Genomic DNA, 24,301 nt, shown 5'->3' on the forward strand with positions numbered 1-24,301 from the left:
TACATCATGATGATCACGAAAAAACGACAACTGCAACACCGTAGCGGCGTCCGCAAACAACTGATTTTCTGTACATTGTCAGCGTTATTGAGCTGTGGTGCGGCAGTCGCAGAAACCAATAACCAGATCAAACTGACAAACGAGCAGATACTGCGCGCGGGAATCAAAACCGAAGCAGCGATTGCAGCAGATACCGCCAAAAGCGACGGCAAAGCAAGTGCGGCCGAAGGTCAGCATTTATCCGGTACGGTCGTGGCACCACCCAATGCAGTCAGCATGATCAGTAGCATGGTCAGCGGCGTTGTGCAGGAAGTGCAGCATCAGTCTATGCAGCCGATACGCAGCGGTAATCCGATTGTGACTATCTTCAGCCAGCAACTGATGGAGATGCAGCGTGAATACGTACAACTCGCCACTCAATCCAGACTGGCGAAAGAAAAACGCGAACGGGATGAAGGCTTATTCAACGAAGGCATCATCGCCCAAAGCCGTCTGCAAGACAGTCGTGCCGCGGCGATACAGGCCGATGTCGCTGCCAGAGAACGCTATCAGGCGCTGCGCAGCGCCGGCATGGGCGAGACCCAGATTCGTCAGTTACTCAGTAATCAGAATCTGACGTCGGTGCTCAGAATCAGCGCCAACAGTAACGGCATACTGACTGAAATCAATGTCAAACCCGGGCAACGCATAGAGGCGGGAACACCGATCGCAAGCATCAGCAAAGACGGCGCATTCTGGGTCGAATTGCAGGCATCGGCCCAGCAGGCATCCAGCATCCGTATCGGCGACCTGATGCAGGTGAATAACTGCGCCAGTGCCAAAGTCACCGCCATCTCGTCCCAGATTCAGAGCGGTAACCAGACCACACTGATACGCACGCAAGTCATCGATGGCAATCAATGTCTGAAACTCAATCAATTCGTTGATGCGCGTCACCAGAGCGGCGTGATACCGCCCAATAGCATAGGTGTCCCAACGAAAGCCCTGATCCAGAGTAAAAACGAACACTATGTCTTCGTCAAAAATGCGCAGGGATTTGAAGCAGTCAAAGTCAAGCTATTAAGCACAGTCGGACAACATGCCTGGGTCAATAGCAGTAATCCGAAATTGCAAGTCGGCAGCCAGATTGCCACACAGGGCATTATTCAGTTGAAAGGCGCACGAGCCGGACTTGGCGCTGACGAAGGCGGAGCTAAATAATGTTATCCCGACTGATTGCATTTTCACTCGCTCAGCGTCTGCTGATCATCGTTGCCAGCATACTGATGATTGCGGCCGGTTATCAGGCCTTTAAGGGCTTGCCTATCGACGCCTTTCCGGATGTGTCGACGACGCAGGTCAAACTGATCATGAAAGCGCCGGGCATGACCCCGGAAGAAATCGAAGCGCGTATCGTTGCGCCGATTGAGCAGGAACTTCTGGGCATTCCTAAACAGGCGATACTACGCTCGCAATCCAAATATGCAATTGCCGATATCACACTCGATTTTCAGGATGGCACCGATGTTTTCTGGGCGCGCCAGCAAGTCAGTGAACGCCTCAGCAATGTAATGAAAGATTTGCCAGCGTCCGTCAGCGGTGGTCTGGCACCGATCACCACGCCACTCGGTGAAATTTTCATGTTCACCATTGAAGGCCCGTTGTCGCTGATGGAAAAACGCAGTTTGCTGGAATGGACGATACGTCCGCAATTGCGCAATATCGCCGGTGTCGCGGATGTCAATTCGCTCGGTGGTATGGTCAAGAGTTTTGAGATCGTGCCTGATACCGATGCACTGATTGCGCGTGGCATCTCGCTCACGCAATTGCAGGCGGCATTGGAAGCGAATAATCGTAACGACGGTGCAGGCCGCTTATCCTCAGGTGAAGAATCCTTGCTGGTGCGCAGTGATGGCAACATCCGCACACTCGACGATGTGCGGGCGATCGCCATCGCTCAAAGAGATGGTGTATCAATCAAAGTCGGCGATGTGGCGAAAGTCAGAATCGGTCAGCTGACCCGCTACGGTACCGTCACGAAAGACGGTAAAGGCGAAGCGGTCGAGGCACTGGTACTGGCAATGCGTGGTGCGAATGCGCAGCAAGTTGTCGATAACATTCGCGAACGGCTGATCACGATCAATCAGACGCTGCCGGCAGGCACGACCATCAAGCCTTTTTATGACCGCGGCAATCTGGTCGAACGTGCAGTTTCCACTGTCACCAAAGCGCTTGCAGAAGCAACCATCCTGGTCGTGGTGTTGCTATACCTGTTCCTCGGTAATGTACGCTCGGCGCTGGTCGTGGCCTGCATCCTGCCTTTATCCGCACTCGGTACTTTCCTGCTGATGCAAAGTTTCGGGTTGACCGCCAATCTGATGTCACTCGGCGGGCTGGCGATTGCGATTGGTATGCTGGTCGATGCCGCCGTTGTCGTGGTCGAAAATATTGAAGCGCACAGTGGTGACCACGGTCAGCCTAAACTTGGCCGCCTGCATGTGATTTATCGCGCAGTGAAGGAAGTCGCGGTACCAGTAACCGCCGGTATGCTGGTGATTATGATTGTGTTTTTACCGCTGTTGTCGCTGCAAGGACTGGAAGGAAAATTATTCATACCAGTCGCACTGACGATTATTTTTGCACTGGCATCGTCATTAATTTTGTCGCTGACGGTAATTCCTGTGCTGTCATCTTTCCTGCTCAAAAACGGCCATAGCGGAACCCCGAAACTGGTACTGAAGCTGGAAGCGATGTACCGCGCCACCCTGACGAAGGCGTTGGTCAACGGACGCAAAGTTGCATTTGCCTCCGTCGCCGCCCTGCTGCTGACCGCCTGTCTGTTTCCGTTCATCGGTAAGTCATTCATGCCGACTCTGGACGAAGGCGACATCATCATGCAGATAGAAAAACTGCCGTCGATCAATCTGCAGGAATCCGCCCGCATCGACATGGCGGTACAACAGCGTATTCTGGAAAAAGTGCCGGAAGTGACCAGCATTGTCGCCCGCGCGGGTTCCGATGAACTCGGTCTGGACCCGATGGGGCTCAATGAAACCGATACCTTTCTGGTACTGAAGCCACGCGCCAGCTGGAAGGTCAAAAGCAAAGACGAACTCATCGACCAGTTACGTAAAGTGACGATGGAATTTTCCGGGGTGAATTTCAGTTTCACGCAGCCGATCGAAATGCGTACATCCGAGATGTTGTCAGGTGTGCGCGGTGATCTGGCGATTAAAATTTATGGCCCGAACACTCAGATTCTGGGTGGGCTGGCAGAACAGATCGTGAAAGTCGTCTCTGGCGTCAGTGGCAGCCAGGATGTACTCAGCGTCAAGAACGAGGGCGTGCAATACCTGCAAGTCGATATCAACCGCGAAGCCGCAGGCAGATTAGGCCTCAGCGTCGAGCAGATACAAAATGACTTGCGTACGCTGGTGGAAGGCAAGATCAGCGGCGTCGTGATACAGGAAGGGCAACGTCTGCCTTTACTGATACGCGGCAGCGATCAGATGCAGATATCACCTTCACTGTTCCAGCAATTGCGTTTGCCTGTGACCGACAATCTGTCTATTCCGTTGTCGCAAGTTGCCAGTCTGCGCACGGTTGAAGGACCGGTCAAAGTCGAACGCGAAAATTCCTCGCGCCTGACTGTCGTCAGAGCGAATGTACGTGATCGCGATCTGGTCAGCTTCGTTGATGAAGCGAAAGCAAAAGTGGCGCAGCAGGTCAAGCTGCCAGCGGGCTATCGTCTGAGCTGGGGCGGACAATTTGAAAATCAACAAAGGGCCGCCGCACGGCTGGCGGTGGTAGTGCCGGTCGCACTGGCACTGATTTTCCTGCTGCTGTTCACGACCCTGCACAGCATACGTCAGGCTTTGCTGGTGTTCGTGAATATTCCGTTTGCGTTGCTGGGTGGCGTGATTGCTCTGGCAGTCACTGGCGAATATCTGTCGGTACCTGCGTCGGTCGGCTTTATTGCGCTGATGGGGATTGCGGTGCTCAATGGTCTGGTCATGATCAGCTATTTCAATCAACTTGTGGCGCGCGGTATTGCCCTCAAAGAAGTGGTTTCTGAAGGCGCATTACGGCGCTTCCGCCCGGTCATGATGACCGCCAGCATCACGGGTTTTGGTCTGATTCCCTTGCTGATGGCGACCGGCCCGGGTTCTGAAATCCAGAAACCGCTGGCGATCGTGGTGATCGGCGGTCTGGTGTCAGCGACGCTGCTGACCCTGATCCTGTTACCGATACTATTTCAGCGTTTCGGCATTCCCACCGACAAACGCGCGAAACAAAACTGAACGGATATGGCATGACTCAATCTGAAAAAAACATGGATGCCCTGCTGAATCTGGCGATCCCGGTGACACTCGAAGACGAGGTTGCTGACTTCTTATTACTCCGCCCGGGGCTGGCGAGCGGCTTCACTATCGTCGCAGCACAAGGCATGGGACAAGGCGCCAATCTGCTGAGTTCCATGGAACAGGTGCAGGGGCGCTGCAAACGCAAGCTGTTCCTGGTCGTCGGCGAGCAGGAAAAACTGCGCCAGCTGTTAAAAGAATTGTCGCTGGAAATCAAAAGCCAGGACATCAGCTATTGGATTACCCCCGTTTTGCAATTCGGGAGACTGTCATGAACAACATCTTACCTACCGCCATGCGTCTGGCTCTGATCAGTATCGCCAGTTATTCGGCCATCGCAGGAGCGACCAATGTGTTGCCTCCGGCAACGCCAGCAGATATCGCTGCCATTCTGCCGCCGGAGCAAGTGGTAAGAAAAACGCTGGAAAATCTACCACAACTGCGTTCCGGCACACTGAATAAAGAACTCGCACAGGCCAGCAAGCAACGTCTGGAAGCCGGTAACCACGAATGGGTTATGCGGGTCTCGCAAGCACGCCGCACCGAACAAAATGGCGACAGCTTACGCGATCAGGAAATCGCCATAGAACGGCCATTGCGCTGGTTTGGTAAAGCCAGTAAAGATGCCGCCATCGGCGACAAAACCATCGATATGGCACAACTGTCGTATGCCGACAGCTGGCATGAAGCGGGTCGCAGCTTACTCAACGACTGGTTCGACACCTTGCGCGCGGTCGCCTATCGCCAACGCCTGCAAGAGCAAGTCGATATCACGGTACAACTGCGCAGCATGGCAGAAAAACGCGTGAAAGCGGGTGACGCTGCCAGACTGGAACTGATGCTGGCAGATACCGAAGCAAAACGGGTGGAAGCCCAATTGCAGCAAGCGCAACTGCGTGAAGAACAGCAGAAACAGGCCTTGGCAACCTTGTATTCAGGGCTGCAGATCAGCGAGCTGCCACAACTGCCGGTGCCCTTGAAAACAGAACAAAGCCATAGCTATTGGGTCGATCAGATCATGGACGATAATCATGAGCTGGAACTGGCCGAAGCAGAAGCGGCGCTGTCAAAATTACAGGCGTCGAGAATTGCTGCCGAAACGATGCCCGACCTGACCGTGGCCATACGCGCAGCGCGCGAGCGCAGCGGGCAGGAACGCATTTACGGCATCAGCATCTCTATCCCCTTATCAGGTTCTGCCCGCAAAGCGGATGCCAGTGCAGCGGCGCTGAAGTCAAAAATGGCGGAAGAAAAATATCAGTTCACCCGGCTCAAAGTAACGCGTGAAGCGCAGCGCGTGGTATCGGAAAGTCAAAAGCAGTATACGATCTGGCAAACCATGCACGCAGTACAGCAGCAAAGCCAGGCGCAGGCAACAACGGCGCTGGCCGCCTATAAGCTGGGCGAAGTCTCACTCAGCGATACACTGCAAATCCGTCGTAATGCGATTGATGCGACACTCGCCGCTGAAGCCGCGCAAATCGATGCTTTGTTTGCTCACGCCCGCCTGGAGCTGGATGCGCACAAACTATGGGTGATTGATTGATGTAAAAAAATCGATGAATAATAAAAAAGGCAGCGTGAGCTGCCTTTTTTATTGATGGCGTAATGATACGCCTCTGTACTTGCGAGCTATTTCGCCCACATATGCTGATAATGACTGCGATAGTCGTTGGCGGGATCAAAGGTATTTTTCTCGCCACCGTCATAGGCGATATTTTGCGATGTCACCAGATGTACCGGCGTCACAAACGCACTGGCTGGCTGATCTGAGAATGCACGGTTAAGTTCATCGACCAGTTGCCACGCATGCATAGTCAGAGGCTCAGGAACCGTGCCACTTTGTATTCCTTTGCTACGGATACGACGGTAGGCAGTCGCAGAGCCATCACCGGCAGAAATTCCCGTGAGTTTGTTGGACGCCACCAATGGCGCGATACTTGAGGCATCCAACAAATCAAAATAAAAGTCATTAACTGCCATTACATGCGTCCATTTCGCACCGTGACGTTTGACGACACTTTCCACCACACCTTTCATTTTCAGATACGCGTCATTAAGCGGTACGTCTTCGACGCTGAGGATACGGCAGCCGTCGCATTGCTTGATCGCTTCTATCATTGCCGCCGACTTGGCTGCCATATAGGGATTGCTGGAATCGGTGAAAACGACGATACCAGCTTTGCTGTTCGAATCGACGACCGTAAATAAGGCCGCTACTTGCGCAGCTTCTTTTGGATTCGAAGTGATATTTGTGAACAAACCATCAGTCGGACCACTCTTGACAGAGGCGTGCCAGCCAACGACAGGTACTTTCGCTTTTGCCGCTGCCGCGATTCCTTTGGCCTGTGTCGCGACATCGACACCCGCCAGAATAATGCCATCCGCCTTCATATCGATTGCCTGAGAAATGATGGCTGCGCCCTGATTACAGCGACCACGGCAATCAATCGACAATGTCTCCCAGGCACCCGCCGCACTGGCTTCACGGACACCGTGAAAGACACCTGCAATCGCTGCATCACTCATATCACCGGCAATAAAAATAATTTTCTTTTTCTTGTGTATCTTTGGGCCATCCACCGGCCCTTCCCAGCGGTTTTTTAAAGCGGCGGCGCGAGCCACTTTAGCGTTGGCACGGCTCATGAATTGCACGGGGTTTTCTTGGGCTGTCGCGCCAGTGATGAAACTAAACACAACAAATAACACGGTCAGGCATTTACTTAGCTTAGCAGTCATGGTTCTTGGTTGGTCAGGTTAAAAACGAAACTGCGCAAGGATTGCGCAGATGGGCGTTTCATCTTTTCCAGATGGCAACAACAGGGATCATGCGAAACTCACCAGCACGACTGTCTCTGATACAAGGAAACAGTCTGTTTACGCTGAGTTACGCTGTTACTTGTTGTTGCATCAATCAAATTGAAACAAATATTTACATTTCCGAAACGATTATTGCAGAAATTTTTTCGAGATAAATAGAGTTTCAATACCAAGTCTGACGAAATACAATTTAATTTTTTATACAGGCAACTAAACAATATTTTGAATTACATAAAATTCAATGCACCATTCAAAATTTTGTTTCGCACTAAAACAAGGCAAATTTTGAGTTCAATTTGCAACACTTTTCGGATGTTTTCAACTTTTATCGCCAGATAATGTCGCCCGAACCCAGTCGTTCAGCATTTCTCCGCAGCGGATTTCCCTGTACCGACAGATCACCGCTCCCCATCAGACGCGCATTCACCTCTTCAGTCGCAAAAATCTTGCTGTCTGCCGAACCCCGTGATTCTATGAACACCTGCTTCGCTTTCAACGCTTCCGCATGTAAGTCTCCGGAACCCGATAATTTGACAGTCAGTGCAGCACTCTGACCTTTTAACATCGCATCACCTGACCCCTGCATGCCTAACATGACTTGCTCACTATTCGCCAGCGATAAATTTAAGTCGCCACTTCCACTCATCCCGCCCTGTATCTGAGTGAAATCGCCGTCAAATATCAGATCGCCGGAACCGCGCATACTGAACTCCAGCCTCTTTCCTTTAAAGCCTTTGACGTTCGTCTCGCCGCTGCCAGACAACTGTAATTTTTCAAGCACGGGTAAATTCAGTTCCACCTTGATAGGTTCGTACTTACCTAAAATGATAAAAATGCCGCGCGTTGCAATGTATAAAGTATTGCCCTCAATTTTGGTGGTCACCCGTCCAGCCACCTTAGGGTCGCCCTTCACCGACAAAGATGGAACGGCAGACGAGCGCAACAGCAAATCAATCGGCCCACTTAACACTACTTGCGTGACCTGTGCTGTCACCGGGCGGGTATCGTTGCTGTCACTGGAAAAAAAATTACCGGCAGCAGCTTCTTTCAACGTGGTAGCGGCATGTGCTTGCATGATAAAAGCCGAAGCAGCGGTCAGGATGATTGCCAGCACCAGCATGCCTGCTCCTGTGCGAAGTATGTATTTCATTTCCTAATCCTTTCAGTCGTTCTGGTTAATCGCTGTTAGTAACAGTAACGGGGGAATGATATTCATCAGATTTTGCATTGACTCAGGTCACCGGGGTGAGTCTGAGTTGCGAAAAATTCCAGCGCAGATACTGTCTGAATCCACGGAAACTAAGCCCGGTCAGAAACATACTCAACATCAGCAAAGCCACCGATCCTATGATCATGCCGATACCTTTGAATACATCGTAGAGATCAAGTTGTTTGCCGAGATTAATCTGGATATCGACCGGCTCCGCGATCCGGAGTCGTTTTGTCTGCTGCTCATCTTCCGCAACAGATTCACCATTGACCTGAATCCCGGACGCTGAAATATCGACCCGGGCTTGATTATTTATCTGACGATCTGCAGTCACAGGCGAGTGACCAATAACAAGCTGATACGGCGTGTCATGGATATGCAATTCATCAACGCCTGTAATACCGCCAGCGGTCAGCAAAATGCCCGCGAAATACAAAGACAATGCCGTAATAAATGCACTGCTTAACATGGCGAAACAGAACAGCGCAGGAATCAGCATCAGCAGATTGAAAATCGCCAGTCCAAGCAAAGCAACAGTTAAGCGTGCGAGGTTACCGACACTAACTTTGTTTTTAAACTGACGAAGATGTATTGCTGCTTTTTGCTGGATGGCAACCAGCGCGGGTGCAGGTAGCTGGGCAATGACTTCCTGCTCACTTTTTCCTGCAACCATGCCATCAATAAACTTTCCCTCATACGTCCACAACAGCTCTTCCTGAATATCTCCCGGCAAATCTTGCAGAGCCAGCTTGAGTGCATTCATATAATCGGTTTTAGTCATGCTATGTTCCCTCCCTGATTCTGTTTCCGGATACGATGGAAACAGAATACGGATTTATTCAGCACGAAGCGATGTTCATGCGACAGCGTGTCAAAACCCAGGAATGAAATGCAGAAACGGCAGACAGGAGGGGGGAAATATTCATGCCGATGGGAAAACATACAGCGAAAAATTGTCTTGCGCATCAACATCAAAGGTAGTCAGGTAGTCGATAAAACGCTGCAGATGCACCGCTTTCCAGACCATAGCATCTCAGATATACTGGTTTCGGGGCTCCTACAATCGCCAGTCACAATAAGAGAATAATGTCATGCATGAAAGCATACCGCAAAGTTCCCTTTCGGACTCTGCGTCACCCACCACCATTCTGATCGTCGACGATACCCCACAAAACATCAAGGTGCTGGGAGAACTCCTGAAACAGGACTACCACATCCGTGCCGCCAACTCCGGTGAACGGGCTTTGCATGCAGCCGACTCTGACCCTCGCCCTGATCTCATTCTGCTGGACGTGATGATGCCCGGAATGAATGGCTATGAAGTATTACGCCATCTGCGCGCTAACGGAAATACAAAAAACATACCCGTCATCTTCATCACCGCCATGGCGACTGCGGAAAACGAAGAATTTGGTCTCGAACTCGGTGCGGTTGATTACATTACCAAGCCATTCAATCCTTCTATCGTGTTGGCGCGCGTTCATACGCAACTGGAACTCAAGCGCGCACGCGATCGCCTTGCCAATGAAAACGACTGGCTAGAACGCGAGGTGGCACGCCGTATGCGCGAAAACCTGCTGATACAGGATTTGAGTATACGGGCACTCGCCTGTCTTGCTGAAGCGCGTGATAACGAGACTGGTCAGCACATCGTGCGGACCCAGATATACGTGGATTTGCTGGCACGAAATCTGGCTGAGCACGAACGTTTCCGCGATGCGCTGGCAGGCCCCAGACTTAACATGATTGTCAAAGCAGCGCCGCTGCACGATCTTGGCAAAGTTGGCATACCGGATGCGATCCTCCTCAAACCGGGTCGTCTCACTGTGGAGGAATTCGAGATCATGAAAACACATACGACGATCGGTGCCGATGCGATTACCAAGGCAATGGAGCAGGCATTAGCTGGTGCCGATGGCGCTATGGAAGAAATTGCAGGTAGTGCGTTTGCGTTTCTCAAGGTAGCTCGCGAAATTTCTCTGAGTCATCAGGAAAAATGGGATGGCAGCGGCTATCCCGCCGGTCTTGCCGGTGACGCGATTCCGGTTTCGGCACGCCTGATGGCGCTGGCAGATGTCTTTGATGCACTGATGACACGCCGTGTTTACAAACCACCAATGACGCTCGACGAGACAACAAAAATCATCATGGATGGCCAGGGTAAGCACTTTGATCCAGCGGTCGTTGATGCTTTTGTCGCTTGCCGCGAACGCTTTGCCGAGATTGCTGCGCGATACGCTGACCCTGTCACAGAGCAAAGCTGAGTCAGAAAGACTTCAACGAAAATTTATCCGACAACACCGGCCATCACTCAGATTAGTCGCGGCGGTCGGTCATAGGTCAACACCACAGAGTTTGTCGGGATTGCAGTAAGTGCTGAGACATTTCATCAATGACGTCAGGATTACAAATGAAGCTTTTACGTAGCCCGATGCTACCTTACATAATGGGCTTTTTTTTGCCGGTAGCACTGTTTGTGCTGTTGGCAGGCACGCTTAATCTGCTGTCCTTCCGCGAACTAAACAAGGAACATCAGACCGCGCTTGCCGAAACAGCCGAGGATCAAAGAAAACTGAGACTCAACAGGAATATCAACAATGGCATCACAGCGATTCAGGTTCAGCTCGCCACGCTGATAGAGCAAGCCCGTTTGCAGAAGATTGATGAGGCGGTTGCCAGCCGTATTCATCAGCAACTGGCAAAGCAGTTGACCGAAATGGAACAACAGCTGGTAGCAGCAAAAGAAGCGGTGGATGAGAAGAACCTAAGGGATTTGCAGAAAAATTTTCAGGATTATCGCGACGCTGTCCTTGCGGCGACAAAGTTGGCCGTAACCGATACGTCCAGTGCGATGAGCCATACGTATCAGGCAACCCTCAGTCAGCAACATATCTCGCAACAAGTGCGCATCGTCGCGGCCAGCCTCAACGATCAGATGGCACAACGCAGTGCGGCACGGGAAAAAAACTTTCAGACACATGCGATCCGGAATATTGTGATCGGCGGCTTGCTGATACTGATGCTGATCGTGATATGGCTACGCCTGATCATGCGCCTGACTGGTCGCTTGTCGATGCTGACATCTGCTCTGGATGGTTTATCAGAAGGTGTTCTGACCCCGAAATCGCTGCCAGACGTACAAGTCATCGCAGAAAAAAGAGGCAGTCTGCTGGGTGATCTGGCGCGTGCCGTGCTTGCCTTTCGCGAGACCAGTCTGGCGCACCGCCAAGCACAGTATGATCTTGGTGAGCGTATGAAAGAGCTTTCATGCCTGTTCGATATCTTGCGTATCACTGTCCGCGACGACATCGCGATTGAGAGTATGTTTGATTTAGTCGCAGCGCGGCTGCCAGCGGCGATGCGCTTTCCCGATATGGCAACAGGATTCATCGATTGCGGTGACAAGCATTACGGTAGGCAAGCAACAGGGGAACGCCTGAGTACCTCTTTCATTGGAATTCAGGGGCAAAATGCGCGGGTCTCCATCGTGTACACCGCAACGCTGCCTGCCGATGCGGGAGCGCCATTTATTCCCGAAGAACAGTTCCTGCTGGAAGCCATCGCGACCCACATGGCCGCTGCCGTCGAGCGGCACCGTATCGCTGCCGAGGAAGCGGATCGGCAGGCACTGATTGACACTGTCATTGCTGAAGCACCGGATGCCATTGAACTCGTGGACATGAAAACCCTGCGCTTTATCGAAGCAAATGCAACGAGCTGCAAACTGCTGGGTTATACGCACGAAGAAATGCTCAGCATGCGCGTGACGGATACGCAGGCAACGATGGACACTGAAGAAAAATTCGCCGCGCTCAGGCAAAACGTCGCAGACCACGGTCGAGTGGAGTTCGAAAATCGTCATCGGCGCAAAGATGGCTCGGTCATCGAGGTTCGTGTCAACGTCAAGGCAATTCGGCAAAAAGAGCGCGACTATCTGGTGGCGATCTGGCGCGATATTACTGCTGAGAAGGCAGTCGCGGCAGAAATACGAAAACTGTCGCTGGCCATTGAACAAAGCCCCAACTCCATTATCATCACCGATCTGGATTGCCGCATTGAGTATGTGAATGATGCCTTCACCCGCAATACCGGTTACACACGCGAAGATGTGATCGGCAAAAACCCCCGCTTGCTCAAGTCAGGTAAAACAACGGCGACAGTCTATGATTCCATGTGGCAGGCGTTGACAAACGGCACGACATGGCATGGCGAATTCATCAACCTCGATCGCGCGGGGCGGGAACAGATAGAAGCGGCGATTATTGTGCCGCTACGGCAGCCGGATGGCAGTATTTCCCATTATGTTGCGATCAAAGAGGATATTACCGTCAGGAAGCAACAGGAAAATCAATTACGTAAATTGATTCTTGCGGTCGAGCAAAGCCCGGAAAGTATCGTCATTACCGATATCGATGCCAGAATCGAATATGTCAATGATGCTTTTCAGCGCAACACAGGATACACAAAAGAAGAAGCCATCGGCATCAATCCCCGCGTCCTCAAATCCGGGCGTACACCACAGTCAACCTACGACGACATGTGGGCGACGCTTTCGCGCGGTGAAATCTGGCGTGGCGAGCTCGTCAACCGGCGCAAAGATCAAAGCGAATATGTGGAGTTCGCCAACATTGCACCAATACGTCAACCCGATGGCGAAATAACGCACTATCTTGCAATCAAGGAAGACATCACCGAGAAAAAGGCGATGCTCGATGAACTTGAACGTCATCGTGAACACCTTGAGCAACTGATTGATATACGAACCGCCGAATTGAATACCACGATACACGAGCGGGACGCGCTGTTTGATGCGGCGAGTACCGGAATTGTCTTGCTCAAAAACAGAATCATCATGCGCTGCAACCGGCGCATGGATGAAATGTTGGGATATGCCTTCGGCGAACAAATCGGACAATCAACCCGCATCTGGTTCCATGATGAAAATGCCTACATTAACGCAGGCAATCAGATTTATCCGAACATCCTGCATGGAAAAATCGATGTCCGCGAGATGAATCTGTTACGCAAAGATGGCAGCTCGCTTTGGTGCCGCACCTTCAGCCGGGCGATTGATCCGGCTGATCCGACGCGCGGCAACGTTGTGGTCTTCGAGGACGTTACCGCCGAACGTGCCGCCACAGAACAAATGCGCGCGGCCAAAACACTGGCTGAAAACGCAGTGCGCATGAAATCGGATTTTCTCACCAACATGAGTCATGAAATCCGCACACCAATGAATGCCATTATCGGGATGTCACATCTGGCGATGAAGACTGAATTGACGCCACGCCAGCGCGATTACATGAAAAAGATACAGTGGTCGAGCCAGCATCTGCTCGGCATCATCAACGACATTCTGGATCTGTCGAAGATAGAGGCTGGCAAGATGGCTGTCGAATCCATCGATTTCGAGCTGGATCAGGTATTAGAAAATGTGATCGGGTTAATTTCCGAAAAAGCAGCCGCCAAAAACCTCGAACTGATCTTGGAAATTGATGCAGACGTTCCTCACAGCCTGATCGGAGATCCATTGCGTATCGGTCAGGTGCTGATTAACTATGCCAATAATGCCGTCAAGTTTACTGAGCAAGGCAATATCGCGATCCGGGTTGCCGTTGCGCGTGCTTCGTCCCGCGAGCTGATTCTCAATTTTTCAGTCAGCGACACTGGCATCGGTCTGAATGAGGAACAACGTAACCGCTTATTTCAAAGTTTTGAGCAAGCCGACTCCTCCACAACCCGCAAGTATGGTGGCACTGGTCTGGGACTGGCCATCTCGCGCCAACTGGTCAGCCTGATGGGCGGCGAGGTTGGCGTCGACAGCAAAATGGGAACAGGATCCACTTTCTGGTTCACTGTACCGCTTGGTCATCGCGAGGGAAAACAACAACAATTGCTACCGGCACCGGATCTGCGTGGCCGCCGTGTATTGGTGGTTGATGATAACGATCACGCCCGCGAAGTGATTGGCGACATGTTAAGCAACATGTCGTTTGCGGTTTCACTCGCGCCTTCAGGGTTAGCCGGTATCGCCGAAATTGTACGCGCCGCAAACGCAGGCGAGCCCTATGAAATTGTGTTTCTAGACTGGCAGATGCCCGGTCTGGACGGTATTGCCACCGCCAGGAAAATCAGCGAGAGCATGCCGACGAATGCGCCGCACATGGTGATGATCACAGCCTATGGTCGCGATGAAGTTATGAAGGCGGCGGACGATGCTAAAATCGATGATGTTCTGATCAAGCCTGTGACTTCGTCACTCTTGTTCGACACCACAATGCGCATCCTCGGCACCACCCAGACCAGCCAGTTGCGCTCGGCAGAACATCCAGCGCCAGGAACCGATCTGGCAGCGATTACCGGTGCCCGCATCTTACTGGTTGAGGACAATGAACTGAATCAGGAAGTCGCGATGGAACTGCTTCATCAGGCTGGGTTTCTGGTCGAGATTGCTGATAACGGCGCGATTGCGATGAATATGCTGAACAATCAGGACAAGGACTACGATATGGTGCTGATGGATATGCAAATGCCGGTCATGGATGGCGTCACCGCAACCCGCGAAATTCGCAAGCAGGAAAAGTGGTCGGCGTTGCCGATAATAGCGATGACAGCCAATGCGATGGCAAGCGACCGTGACCGTTGCATCGACGCCGGTATGAATGATTACCTCGTCAAACCTATCGATCCTGATCAGTTATGGATAACTCTGCGGCGCTGGATTAAACCGCTGCGGGAAGTGACTCTCGCCACCGTCAAACCTGCACATAAGCAATCTGACGTTGTCACGATTGCGCCTGTTGCCGGGCTTGATGTGAAGGCTGGCTTACATCACGCGCTGGGAAAAGAAGCGCTGTACACGTCTTTACTACGCAAGTTCAGTGACGGCCAGAAAGATTTTCCAGAGCGGCTGGCAGAAGCAATGACACAAGGCGATCTGGTGTTGGCGGAACGCCTGGCACACACATTCAAAGGTTTATGCGGACAAATTGGTGCCGGAGAATTGCGCACGATGGCCGAGTCACTTGAACAGTCCATCAGGAATAGAGAGCCGAAGGAGAAAATTCAAGCAACACTAAAACTCGTTCCAGGCTCGCTGGCGGAACTCGTTAGCGCAATCGATAAGCACTTCCCGGTAGCCGAGTCAGTACAGGCCGCTGTGGCTGTTGACCTAGGCGAATTGCGTGAAATAAGCATTCGTCTCGCCGCAGAACTTGCGGCGGATGATTTTGCCAGCGGCGATACCTTTGATCAGCACGAAGCGCTGATGCGGGCAGCTCTAGGTGAACGTTTTATTACACTTGCATCCGCCATACATGATTTTAATTTTGCCGCCGCTGCAGATCAGTTACGGGAAGCAATGGCGATACATGGAATCGACATCTAGCCTGTCAGGCCGATGTTAAAGGAGGAAAATGGCTAGTTTCTGCAACAACCCGCGCCCGCAAAAAATGAGGCGTTGCGCTCATTAATGAAGGATGCGGCAAGCATCAAATGTACGTAACCATGTCAATTGCAGTATCCGCGCCTCGTTGCTGGCACGATGACGCGCCAGATTGAGTTCGTCCTCGACCTGTATTTTGGTTGCCTGCCACAGGGATTCCTGCTGCGGTGAAATGATTTCGCGCAGATCGGCTAATCGGAAATTCGGTGAACACGCCGCCGCCTCAAACAAACGTGCCATCAAGATGTAATCATGCACCCAGCCATCGGTGTACACGGTATATCCATCGAGTTGGCTATTAAGCTGTTCGGCCACTATCCGCGCGGGATTACCATTCGCCACCAGAATTTCACGTGGAATCTGGTGTAAACCAGCAGCAATCTCGTCCCACAAATTCCAGTCATGTTCTGGCCGGATCAGGCTGCACCAGCCTTCGCCGTGACGTTGAGAAAAACCGACTTCAACCGGATAACTGCCTCTGCCAAAACCCGAGGCTTCAAACGCGATCACAATAGGCACGGTCATCATGGCGGACTCCGACTGAAAAATTACGATGAGGACAGCACTGTATTCTGTACTATCGCCACAGATCTGCAAGTTTTTTAAGCACTTCCTTGCGCCGGTCGTTCACGAATTCAGTCTGGCAACGGCGTGCACAACTCAACCATGATGCCATCGGGGCAGCGTAGGTAAGAAACCGTCTGTCCCCACGGTTTCTGTGAAGGCGGTGAGAGTTCTCTGGCACCACTCTGCAAAGCGTGCGCATGTGCCTGTGCTACATCATCAGTGACAAAGGCGACTTCAAAACCAAGTGGTTGCGCAGACTGATGGGCTTCAACATGACCACCGGGATAATTAAAAGTCCCCATTTCATGCACCGCAAATGCCAGCTTGGTTGCACCGGTATCGAGTTCGCCATACATGCCTGAATCATCTAAAAAGCGACGACGACAACCAAAAGCTTTTTCAAAAAAACTGAGCGAAGCGGCAACGTCAGGTACGTAAATAATCGTGTAAGCAAATTGCATTAACTGACTCCCCATGAATAATGATTAAGGCGGCCGGGAACTAAAAACAGACTCAACAAGAGACTCCACCCGGGAAAATATGCCTGCAATAAATCCACCCTACAATTTCTCAGCGTCATCATTACAATATAACCAAAATTACAATGTTTTGCTTTTTTATTTTCAGATTCATTAATCGCTGAAAAGCAAACACTGATGCGGGTCACGATGCCAAATCCAAATTTCGGCTATGCTTGCTCGAAAATTGATGCAGATGATGCAAAACACCGTAATTTAGAAGGAATTCTCGTGAGCAACTTGTTAAACCGACGACTGGCACTACTGGATCACGACACGTACCGCCCTCTGCTCGGACAGGGCTTGCGTGGTATAGAACGCGAAACCCTGCGCGTTGATGCAGAAGGACACCTGTCGCCGAAGCCACACCCGGCCGCATTGGGTGCAACGCTGACCCACCCGCAGATCACAACCGACTATGCCGAGTCGCTGATGGAATTCATCACGCCGGCAGAACAGGATATCTCGCTGGCATTGGAAAAACTGGATCAGATTCACCGTTTCGCCTATACCGAACTGGGCGATGAAATGCTGTGGAGCCAGTCCATGCCTTGTCCTTTGCCAGACGAAAAAGACATACAGATCGCCTGGTATGGCAACTCGCACATCGGCATGATCAAGCATGTGTATCGTCGTGGCCTGGCATTGCGTTATGGCAAAAGCATGCAATGCATTGCCGGTATTCATTACAACTACTCAATTTCTGAAAACATCTGGAAGGTATTACAAAAAGCGGAAAACACCAGCGGCGACGCCATGTACGTGCAGTCAGAAAATTACATTGCCATGATCCGCAATTTCAAACGTTACAGCTGGTTGCTGATGTATCTGTTCGGCGCCTCGCCAGCACTGGCAACATCGTTTTTGCGTGGCCGTACGCATCAGTTACAAAGCCTGTCAGAAGACACGCTGTATCTGCCTTACGCGACCAGCCTGCGCATGAGCGATCTGGGTTATCAGAATAACGCACAGGATGGTCTGGTTCCGCCGTATAACAGCCTGATGGATTACATGCGCAGCCTGTCCATCGCTGTTCGCAAACCGTATCCGGCGTATGAAAAAATCGGTACGCAAGTCAACGGTGAATGGGTACAGATCAATACCAATATCCTGCAGATCGAAAACGAGTTTTACGCGACCATACGCCCGAAACGCGTGATCCGCACCGGCGAGCGCCCTATCGAAGCGCTTTGCGCACGCGGTGTGCAATATGTCGAAGTGCGTTGTATGGATGTGAATCCATTTGATCCGCTGGGGATTAATCTGGAAACCTCGCGTTTTCTGGATGCGTTTTTATTGTTCTGTGCGCTGGATGAAAGCCCGCTGACCAATCAGGCCGAAGGCGAGGAAAATACCCGCAATTTTGCGCTGACAGTCAAAGAAGGACGTCGCCCTGGTCTCATGCTGCGTCATGGCGGGCAAGAAATTTCCCTGCAAACCTGGGGGCTGGAATTATTAGAAAAAATTGCACCGGTAGCCGCACTGCTGGATGCACAACGCAGCGATCATGTGCATGCCGATTCTCTGCAGGTGCAGCGCGAAAAATTACAAAACCCCGATCTGACACCATCGGCGCAAGTTTTGGCTGCGATACGTGCCGAAAATAATTCGTTTTATCAGTTTGCTCTGAAACAAAGCAAGGTACTGGCAGAACAATTCCGCTCCCGCCCGCCAAGCGAGGAAGAACGTCGCTATTTCGAAGAACTGGCCAGAGCCTCCGTCGCGGAACAGGAAGAAATGGAACGATCGCAAACCGGTAGCTTTGATGAGTTCATCACCGATTATCGTTCCCGCACATCCAGTCAGTTATGCTGCGAAAGCTGATGTAACGACGATGCTGATTTGATGAATATTAAAAAAGCCGCCAACAGATCAGACTGTTGGCGGCTTCTTTATTCAGTCAGAGCGACTTATTCGTCCTCAAACAGATTGCCAATGCCACCAAGCACAGAACCCTGTTCTGCGCCTTTACCACCGCCGATTTTAGACGCACCGACAATGCGGTTAGCCAGGCGGGATAACGGCAGCGACTGCAGCCAGACTTTGCCCGGACCACGCAAGGTCGCAAAGAACATGCCCTCACCGCCAAACAAGGCGGTCTTCACGCCGCCAACAAACTGAATATCGAAATCGATGTCTTGCGTAAAGGCAACCACGCAGCCACTATCGACGCGCAAGGTTTGGCCGGGTTGCAAAGTCTTTTCTATGATCGCACCACCGGCGTGAATAAATGCGAGGCCATCGCCTTCGAGCTTTTGCAGTACAAAACCTTCACCGCCAAAGAAACCTGCGCCCAGACGTTTCTGAAATGCGATGCCGAGCGCGACGCCTTTTGCCGCGCACAAAAAAGCATCTTTCTGACACAGCAAAGTGCCGCCGAGTTGCGCCAGATCCATAGGAATGATTTTGCCGGGATATGCGGCACCAAAAGCCACTTTGCGTTTTTGTCTGCCGCCGTTCATGAACACCGTGGTGAACATCGATTCGCCAGTCACCAGACGCTTACCCGCGCCCAGCAGTTTGCCGAAAATGCCGCTTTGCGCAGCGGAGCCGTCACCGAAGATCGTCTCCATCTGCACATCATCTTCCATGTAAAACATCGCACCCGCCTCGCCAACTGCCGCTTCATTCGGGTCGAGTTCAATTTCGACAAACTGCATGTCGTCGCCGAAAATCTGATAATCAATAACGTCCATTGCCATGATGAATTTTCCTGATGAAAAAGGGTTGACCGGTGCAAAACACAGCGAGCGGCATTGTAGCCAGAACAGCAGCGCGAACGCTAGTTTTTCGCCCGGTAATATTTTTCTAAAAATACCGCGATACAAAACACATCAGTTCGTCGCCCGGCAGCTATTTTTCTGAGCACCTGCGGCCGTCGGCCGTCAGCGTCTGATCCATGTGCACTGCGCAAGGATATTCTTGCATTCTTGCCGCCACTCCCCTAGCATGGCACAGTCCATTTTCAAGCACACCTCCATGCCCGCCTTGCCTGAATTAAAAGAACTCGAACACATTATTCAACTCGGACATCCGCATCTGGAGGTTGACGTACTGTGCGAGATCGATGTCCAGCACAAGCGCTTTCCGGTGTACAAACTGGCACTGGGCAATCCCGACCCATCCTTGCCTGCGATAGGTTTTTTTGGTGGTATCCACGGGCTGGAACGTATAGGCTCGCAAGTGCTTTTATCTTTTCTGCGTGGATTACTGACCCGTCTGAAATGGGATAAAAGCCTGCAACACATGCTGCAGGATGTGCGGCTGGTTTTTATGCCGCTGGTGAATCCGGGCGGCATGTGGCAGTCAACGCGCGCTAATCCGAATGGCGTCGATCTGATGCGCAATGCGCCGGTAGAAGCAACCGAAAAAGTGCCATTCCTGCTCGGCGGGCATCGCATCAGCAGACACTTGCCGTGGTACCGGGGGCCGGCAGACGCTGACATGGAAGCTGAAAATATTGCTCTGGTACGCACGGTTCAGCAAGAATTATTATCGCGCCAGTTCAGCATCGCGATCGACTGCCATTCCGGCTTTGGCCTGCGCGACCGCGTCTGGTTCCCGCATGCGCACAGCGTGCATCCGATTCCGCATCTGGCCGATATTTTGTCGCTCGAAGAACTGTTCCAGCAAACTCATCCGAATCATCGCTACCTGTTTGAGCCGCAAAGCCTGCAATACCGCACACATGGCGATGTCTGGGATTATCTGTACCTGCAATCACAAGAACAGCCCGGCAAAACCTTTCTGCCGCTGACGCTGGAAATGGGCTCGTGGCTGTGGGTCAAAAAAAATCCGCGTCAATTATTTTCGCGTCACGGCATGTTCAATCCGGTGGCAGAGCATCGCCTGCACCGTGTTTTACGGCGGCATACTTCGTGGCTGGATTTTTTAATGCGCGCCACCTGTGGTCATCAGGAATGGCTGGCGCAAGGCCCGACCCGCCTGCGCCTGCAAGAGCGCGCCGTGCAACGCTGGTATCGTCCATGACCTGGGTACTGCTGCGTGGCCTGATGCGCGAACAACGGCATTGGGGCAACTTCACGCAACAGTTTGCACAAGCCCATCCGCACGAACGCATCATCACCCTCGATTTTGCCGGTAATGGCGCTTTATATCAGCAAGCCAGCGCCACCAGCATAGGCGCGATGGTTGAACAGGCGCGCGGGCAAGTTCAACAACAACTTCAGCAGCAAGTCAAAGGCAAGATCAAACTGCTCGCCATCTCGCTCGGCGGCATGGTCGCGGTGGCATGGGCAGAACGCTATCCGCAAGAGCTGCAACGCATGGTGCTGATCAACACCAGCCTCGCGCCGCACAACCCGTTTTATCAGCGCCTGCGCCCGGCCAACTATCCCGCCATCATCAGCACCATGCTGACAGGCTCACAGCGCCAGCGCGAAGAACTGATCCTGCGCCTGACCAGCCATCAGAGCGATGCCCCTCAAGCAGAACAACTGCTCAACGACTGGGTTCATTACGCGCAGCAATACCCTATCCGCCGCCGCAACATCCTGCGTCAACTGGTCGCCGCGATGCGCTACCGCGCGCCCGCACAGGCACCGCAAGTGCCGCTGCTGATGCTGGGTGGCGCCAAGGACGTGCTGGTCAGCCCGCAATGCTCCGCCACTCTGGCTCACCGCTGGCAGGTCGAATTGCGCATCCACCCTGAGGCTGGACACGACCTGCCACTCGACGATCCCGCCTGGGTCATACAGCAAACACTGAGTTAATCATCTCCTCAGCGCTGCATCAACTCAACATACGCAGCGCGCCGATCTGTCGCCACGCGTACATTTACTTACACTTTTATCAAGAGATAAAAAAGCGTGCATTGTTAAAATAGAACTTCAAAAATAGAGCTTCAACTCACATCAGAAGGAAATTTTATGCATCGCCCTTCAGCTTTTCGCCTCGCTTCCGTCATTTCCGCCTGCGCTGCTGCCGCATTGTTCAGTGTCACGGCATCCGCACAGACCGCCGCACAACTCGTTCAGGCATCGAATGGTTATGCTGATATGTGCAAAAAATCGGTGAATATGCCGACAGGGGAAAGCGACCTCAAAGGCAATCCTAAGCTGGATGATTATTGCAAATGTTTTGCGGATAAATTCCTCGAACGCGCACTCAAATCGCAATCTGCCGCCAATCAGACACCGTTGCAAGAAACCCTGAATCAGGAAATGGAAATGCGCCAATCCTGCCGTGCAAAATACAATCTGCCTGCCGTAAAAAAATAAGCGGCATATACCCCCCAATCAAGATGCGCGTGCTGGCCACATTCCAGCCGCCAAGGCGCATCACATCAATGCCTTCCTTTTTTTATCACACCGGATTTGGGCTGGATGCGATTCCGGTGTGATAGAACTATCCAGCCAATTATTAAATTATTGACATTTTAAAAATCACTGCTAAATTGCCAACAGCCATTCAAAGTTCTGACTCCCTTGCCATCTAACTCAAGGAGCATCGCGTGAATACCCTGCCAGCAATCAAGTGCGCCCTGATCTTATTGAGCGTTTGTTGTCTTTCCGCGTGCAATCAGGAAAAAGCGCAGGCGTTGCAGCTTGCCGCGACCACGTTCAGCAATGAAGCAGACCGCGCCTGCAAGATGGGTGCCGATAGTTTGCAAGCGGCTGTGGCAATGCCAGCACTTACCCGCTCAGACATTGCCACATCACTGGCGCAGGCAAAGAAATTTGGCGCTACTGAGCTCGATTTAATCTATGCCGACAACAGCATCACCGACAGCGCAAACGCCCCGGCGCTGACTGCCCTGAATCAGGCGTGCGAGGCACACCGGCAGCTCGCCGCTATGTATACCGATTTGCCGCGCGGCTATCTGCTGGCAACGGATGAGGTAAAAAAAGCGCAAAAACTCGTGGTCAATGTCACGGCACGTTTTGCCAGACTGGGCCACATCTTTGCTGAATTACCATCCACCGGCCGCGATAATATTTCCCGCATCCGCATTATCGAAGCCCGCAGCAAAGCCATGGCCGTTGCTGACGAAAAAGCCCGCGCCGCGTTGCTCGGCAGTGTTGCTGACGATATCCTGCTGAATCAAACCAACGAGGCACAACGCCGCGACCTCATCCTCAACCAGTTTGCAAAAGCGACTGTACTCGGAGAAAAACTGGCGCAAACCAGCGTCCATTACGATCAGATGACAGTGGCTGATTTGCTGGAATCGCTCAGAGAATTTTCTGCCCTGTACGGCACCATCACCGACCGCGCAGCCACAGCACAAAGCGCCATCAACAGCATCAATCGCGTAGAAGCAAACTTGAAAAATGACGCTGCGCTCAGTCCTTTGCTGGATGCCGTCGTCAGCCAGAAATAATGTGCTGTTTAGGAGAGAAAAACCATGCCAGTCAAAGACAATGACGCTGAAATGTTGCGCGTGATGGGCAACACCATCACCGATCTGCAAATCCAGTATCGCGCTGCCACACTGGATGATAAAGCCGTGCTGATCGCACCACTCAAAGAACTGCTGCAAGACTACGGTGACTATCAGGCACGTTTGCTGAAAGCTGGCACCATTACCAGCGATGCAGAACTGGCGCAAATGAAAGCCATACAAACCGCCATCAGCGACGATGCCGACCGTCAGGATTTACTGATCGCCATCGCAAAAATCGTTGCCCTGATTGCTGCCGCCTGAGCGCGGTATCGTTGCAGAAATAGCGCACGGCAAGTATCCTTCACAACGGCTGGACACGCCCGATGGCTGTTCTCCCTGCGTTCAGGTTTCTGTTTTCTCAGATACCCCCATGATCAGCCCATTTCTTTTTCTACCATCACAGCGGAGTTGCTATGAAGCGAGTCACAGGCATAGGCGGCATTTTCTTCAAAGCCAACGATGCACCGGCATTGCAGGCGTGGTACAAGCAACATCTGGGAATTGATGTTCAGGTCTGGGGCGGCGCAGCTTTTGATTGGGCAGATGCCGATGGCAAACCAGTTGCGGGCACCACTGCCTGGTGCATACACCCGCAAGACAGCGATCATTTCGCACCGGGTTCGGCCTCCTTCATGGTGAATTACCGGGTGGAAGACTTGCACGCATTAGTCAAGGCGTTAAAGGACGAAGGCTGTCACGTCCTCGATCAGACAGATGAATCCGAATATGGAAAATTCGCCTGGGTGATTGATCCTGAGGGAAATAAAGTCGAACTGTGGCAAGCGCCGCAAGGCCAGTGAACGCGCAAGTCTTTTGACATTCAAATTGCGGGATGGCCTCCCCGCTGCCAACATAGATAAAACAATCGTGCGGCGTTGTTGCACAAACGGCGACGCGCTCATCTTCCAGTGCTGATAGCGGCATGGGTCGCACCCGGCACACACGGTTCGTTCTTGCGACATTCCAGATCAACGGGACACCGTTGCCCCGAACCTG

The 24,301-nt window shown here is 52.1% G+C and carries 19 protein-coding genes; 13 read left to right on the forward strand and 6 right to left on the reverse strand.

What is annotated here, in order from left to right:
* The first annotated feature begins 6 nt into the window (after positions 1-6).
* Genes Undi14_RS09600 through Undi14_RS09615 form a run of 4 tightly spaced genes read left to right on the forward strand, consistent with a single transcriptional unit; the run spans position 7 to position 5,886 of the window.
* Positions 7-1,200, forward strand: coding sequence for an efflux RND transporter periplasmic adaptor subunit (locus tag Undi14_RS09600; RefSeq protein WP_200179752.1), 1,194 nt, complete (start codon positions 7-9; stop codon positions 1,198-1,200).
* Positions 1,200-4,280, forward strand: a complete 3,081-nt coding sequence (locus tag Undi14_RS09605) for an efflux RND transporter permease subunit (protein ID WP_200179754.1) — start codon at positions 1,200-1,202, stop codon at positions 4,278-4,280. Before Undi14_RS09600 ends, Undi14_RS09605 begins: the two co-directional genes overlap by 1 nt.
* An 11-nt stretch (positions 4,281-4,291) precedes the next feature.
* The gene (locus tag Undi14_RS09610) at positions 4,292-4,615 is read left to right on the forward strand and encodes a DUF3240 family protein (protein WP_200179756.1); all 324 of its coding nucleotides are present in this window, start codon (positions 4,292-4,294) and stop codon (positions 4,613-4,615) included.
* Positions 4,612-5,886 carry a TolC family protein gene (locus Undi14_RS09615; protein WP_200179758.1) on the forward strand — a complete coding sequence of 425 codons (1,275 nt, stop codon included), beginning with the start codon at positions 4,612-4,614 and terminating at the stop codon, positions 5,884-5,886. Before Undi14_RS09610 ends, Undi14_RS09615 begins: the two co-directional genes overlap by 4 nt.
* An 86-nt stretch (positions 5,887-5,972) precedes the next feature.
* Here Undi14_RS09615 and Undi14_RS09620 read toward each other — a convergent pair whose 3' ends face one another.
* The 3 genes from Undi14_RS09620 to Undi14_RS09630 all read right to left on the reverse strand — a co-directional run bounded on the left by Undi14_RS09620 (position 5,973) and on the right by Undi14_RS09630 (position 9,151).
* On the reverse strand, positions 5,973-7,079 hold the full coding sequence (locus Undi14_RS09620) for a substrate-binding domain-containing protein (protein ID WP_200179760.1): 1,107 nt from the start codon (positions 7,077-7,079) through the stop codon (positions 5,973-5,975).
* Between the two features lie 406 nt (positions 7,080-7,485).
* Positions 7,486-8,310, reverse strand: coding sequence for a head GIN domain-containing protein (locus Undi14_RS09625; RefSeq protein ID WP_200179761.1), 825 nt, complete (start codon positions 8,308-8,310; stop codon positions 7,486-7,488).
* Positions 8,311-8,392: 82 nt separating this feature from the next.
* Entirely contained in the window at positions 8,393-9,151 is a 759-nt protein-coding gene (locus tag Undi14_RS09630) for a DUF1700 domain-containing protein (RefSeq protein WP_200179762.1), read from the reverse strand.
* A 310-nt stretch (positions 9,152-9,461) separates the two neighbouring features.
* Between Undi14_RS09630 and Undi14_RS09635 the strand changes: the two genes are divergently transcribed.
* Both Undi14_RS09635 and Undi14_RS09640 read left to right on the forward strand, forming a co-directional pair.
* Positions 9,462-10,634 carry a two-component system response regulator gene (locus Undi14_RS09635; protein ID WP_200179763.1) on the forward strand — a complete coding sequence of 391 codons (1,173 nt, stop codon included), beginning with the start codon at positions 9,462-9,464 and terminating at the stop codon, positions 10,632-10,634.
* Positions 10,635-10,780: 146 nt separating this feature from the next.
* Entirely contained in the window at positions 10,781-15,757 is a 4,977-nt protein-coding gene (locus Undi14_RS09640) for a PAS domain S-box protein (protein ID WP_200179764.1), read from the forward strand.
* Between the two features lie 81 nt (positions 15,758-15,838).
* Here the strand turns inward: Undi14_RS09640 and Undi14_RS09645 are convergent, their stop codons facing one another.
* Together Undi14_RS09645 and Undi14_RS09650 are read right to left on the reverse strand one after the other, a co-directional pair.
* The gene (locus Undi14_RS09645) at positions 15,839-16,342 is read right to left on the reverse strand and encodes a hypothetical protein (protein ID WP_200179765.1); all 504 of its coding nucleotides are present in this window, start codon (positions 16,340-16,342) and stop codon (positions 15,839-15,841) included.
* Positions 16,343-16,449: 107 nt separating this feature from the next.
* Positions 16,450-16,842 (reverse strand): VOC family protein, encoded by a 393-nt coding sequence (locus Undi14_RS09650; protein WP_190480197.1) that lies wholly within the window; start codon positions 16,840-16,842, stop codon positions 16,450-16,452.
* Positions 16,843-17,130: 288 nt separating this feature from the next.
* Between Undi14_RS09650 and gshA the strand changes: the two genes are divergently transcribed.
* Positions 17,131-18,723: a glutamate--cysteine ligase gene (gshA, locus tag Undi14_RS09655; protein ID WP_200179766.1), complete on the forward strand. Its 1,593-nt coding sequence runs from the start codon at positions 17,131-17,133 to the stop codon at positions 18,721-18,723.
* 86 nt (positions 18,724-18,809) lie between these two features.
* On the opposite strand, the gene Undi14_RS09660 is transcribed toward gshA, so the two are convergent.
* Positions 18,810-19,601 (reverse strand): TIGR00266 family protein, encoded by a 792-nt coding sequence (locus tag Undi14_RS09660; protein ID WP_186884281.1) that lies wholly within the window; start codon positions 19,599-19,601, stop codon positions 18,810-18,812.
* A gap of 247 nt (positions 19,602-19,848) precedes the next feature.
* Here Undi14_RS09660 and Undi14_RS09665 point away from each other — a divergent pair, with 247 nt between their 5' ends.
* The 6 genes from Undi14_RS09665 to Undi14_RS09690 all read left to right on the forward strand — a co-directional run bounded on the left by Undi14_RS09665 (position 19,849) and on the right by Undi14_RS09690 (position 24,105).
* On the forward strand, positions 19,849-20,889 hold the full coding sequence (locus tag Undi14_RS09665) for a M14 family zinc carboxypeptidase (protein WP_370589927.1): 1,041 nt from the start codon (positions 19,849-19,851) through the stop codon (positions 20,887-20,889).
* Positions 20,886-21,632, forward strand: a complete 747-nt coding sequence (locus Undi14_RS09670) for an alpha/beta fold hydrolase (RefSeq protein WP_200179770.1) — start codon at positions 20,886-20,888, stop codon at positions 21,630-21,632. The genes Undi14_RS09665 and Undi14_RS09670 overlap by 4 nt, the downstream gene beginning before the upstream one ends.
* 156 nt (positions 21,633-21,788) lie before the next feature.
* Positions 21,789-22,139 (forward strand): hypothetical protein, encoded by a 351-nt coding sequence (locus Undi14_RS09675; RefSeq protein WP_200179772.1) that lies wholly within the window; start codon positions 21,789-21,791, stop codon positions 22,137-22,139.
* 233 nt (positions 22,140-22,372) lie between these two features.
* The gene (locus Undi14_RS09680; RefSeq protein ID WP_200179774.1) at positions 22,373-23,242 is read left to right on the forward strand and encodes a hypothetical protein; all 870 of its coding nucleotides are present in this window, start codon (positions 22,373-22,375) and stop codon (positions 23,240-23,242) included.
* A 24-nt stretch (positions 23,243-23,266) separates the two neighbouring features.
* Entirely contained in the window at positions 23,267-23,566 is a 300-nt protein-coding gene (locus Undi14_RS09685) for a hypothetical protein (protein WP_190480183.1), read from the forward strand.
* A 152-nt stretch (positions 23,567-23,718) separates the two neighbouring features.
* A complete protein-coding gene (locus Undi14_RS09690; protein WP_200179777.1) occupies positions 23,719-24,105 on the forward strand; it encodes a VOC family protein in 387 nt (128 codons plus the stop codon).
* Positions 24,106-24,301: the final 196 nt, after the last annotated feature.

It is taken from the genome of Undibacterium sp. 14-3-2 (assembly GCF_016595265.1).
Classification (GTDB): Bacteria; Pseudomonadota; Gammaproteobacteria; order Burkholderiales; family Burkholderiaceae_D; genus Undibacterium; species Undibacterium aquatile.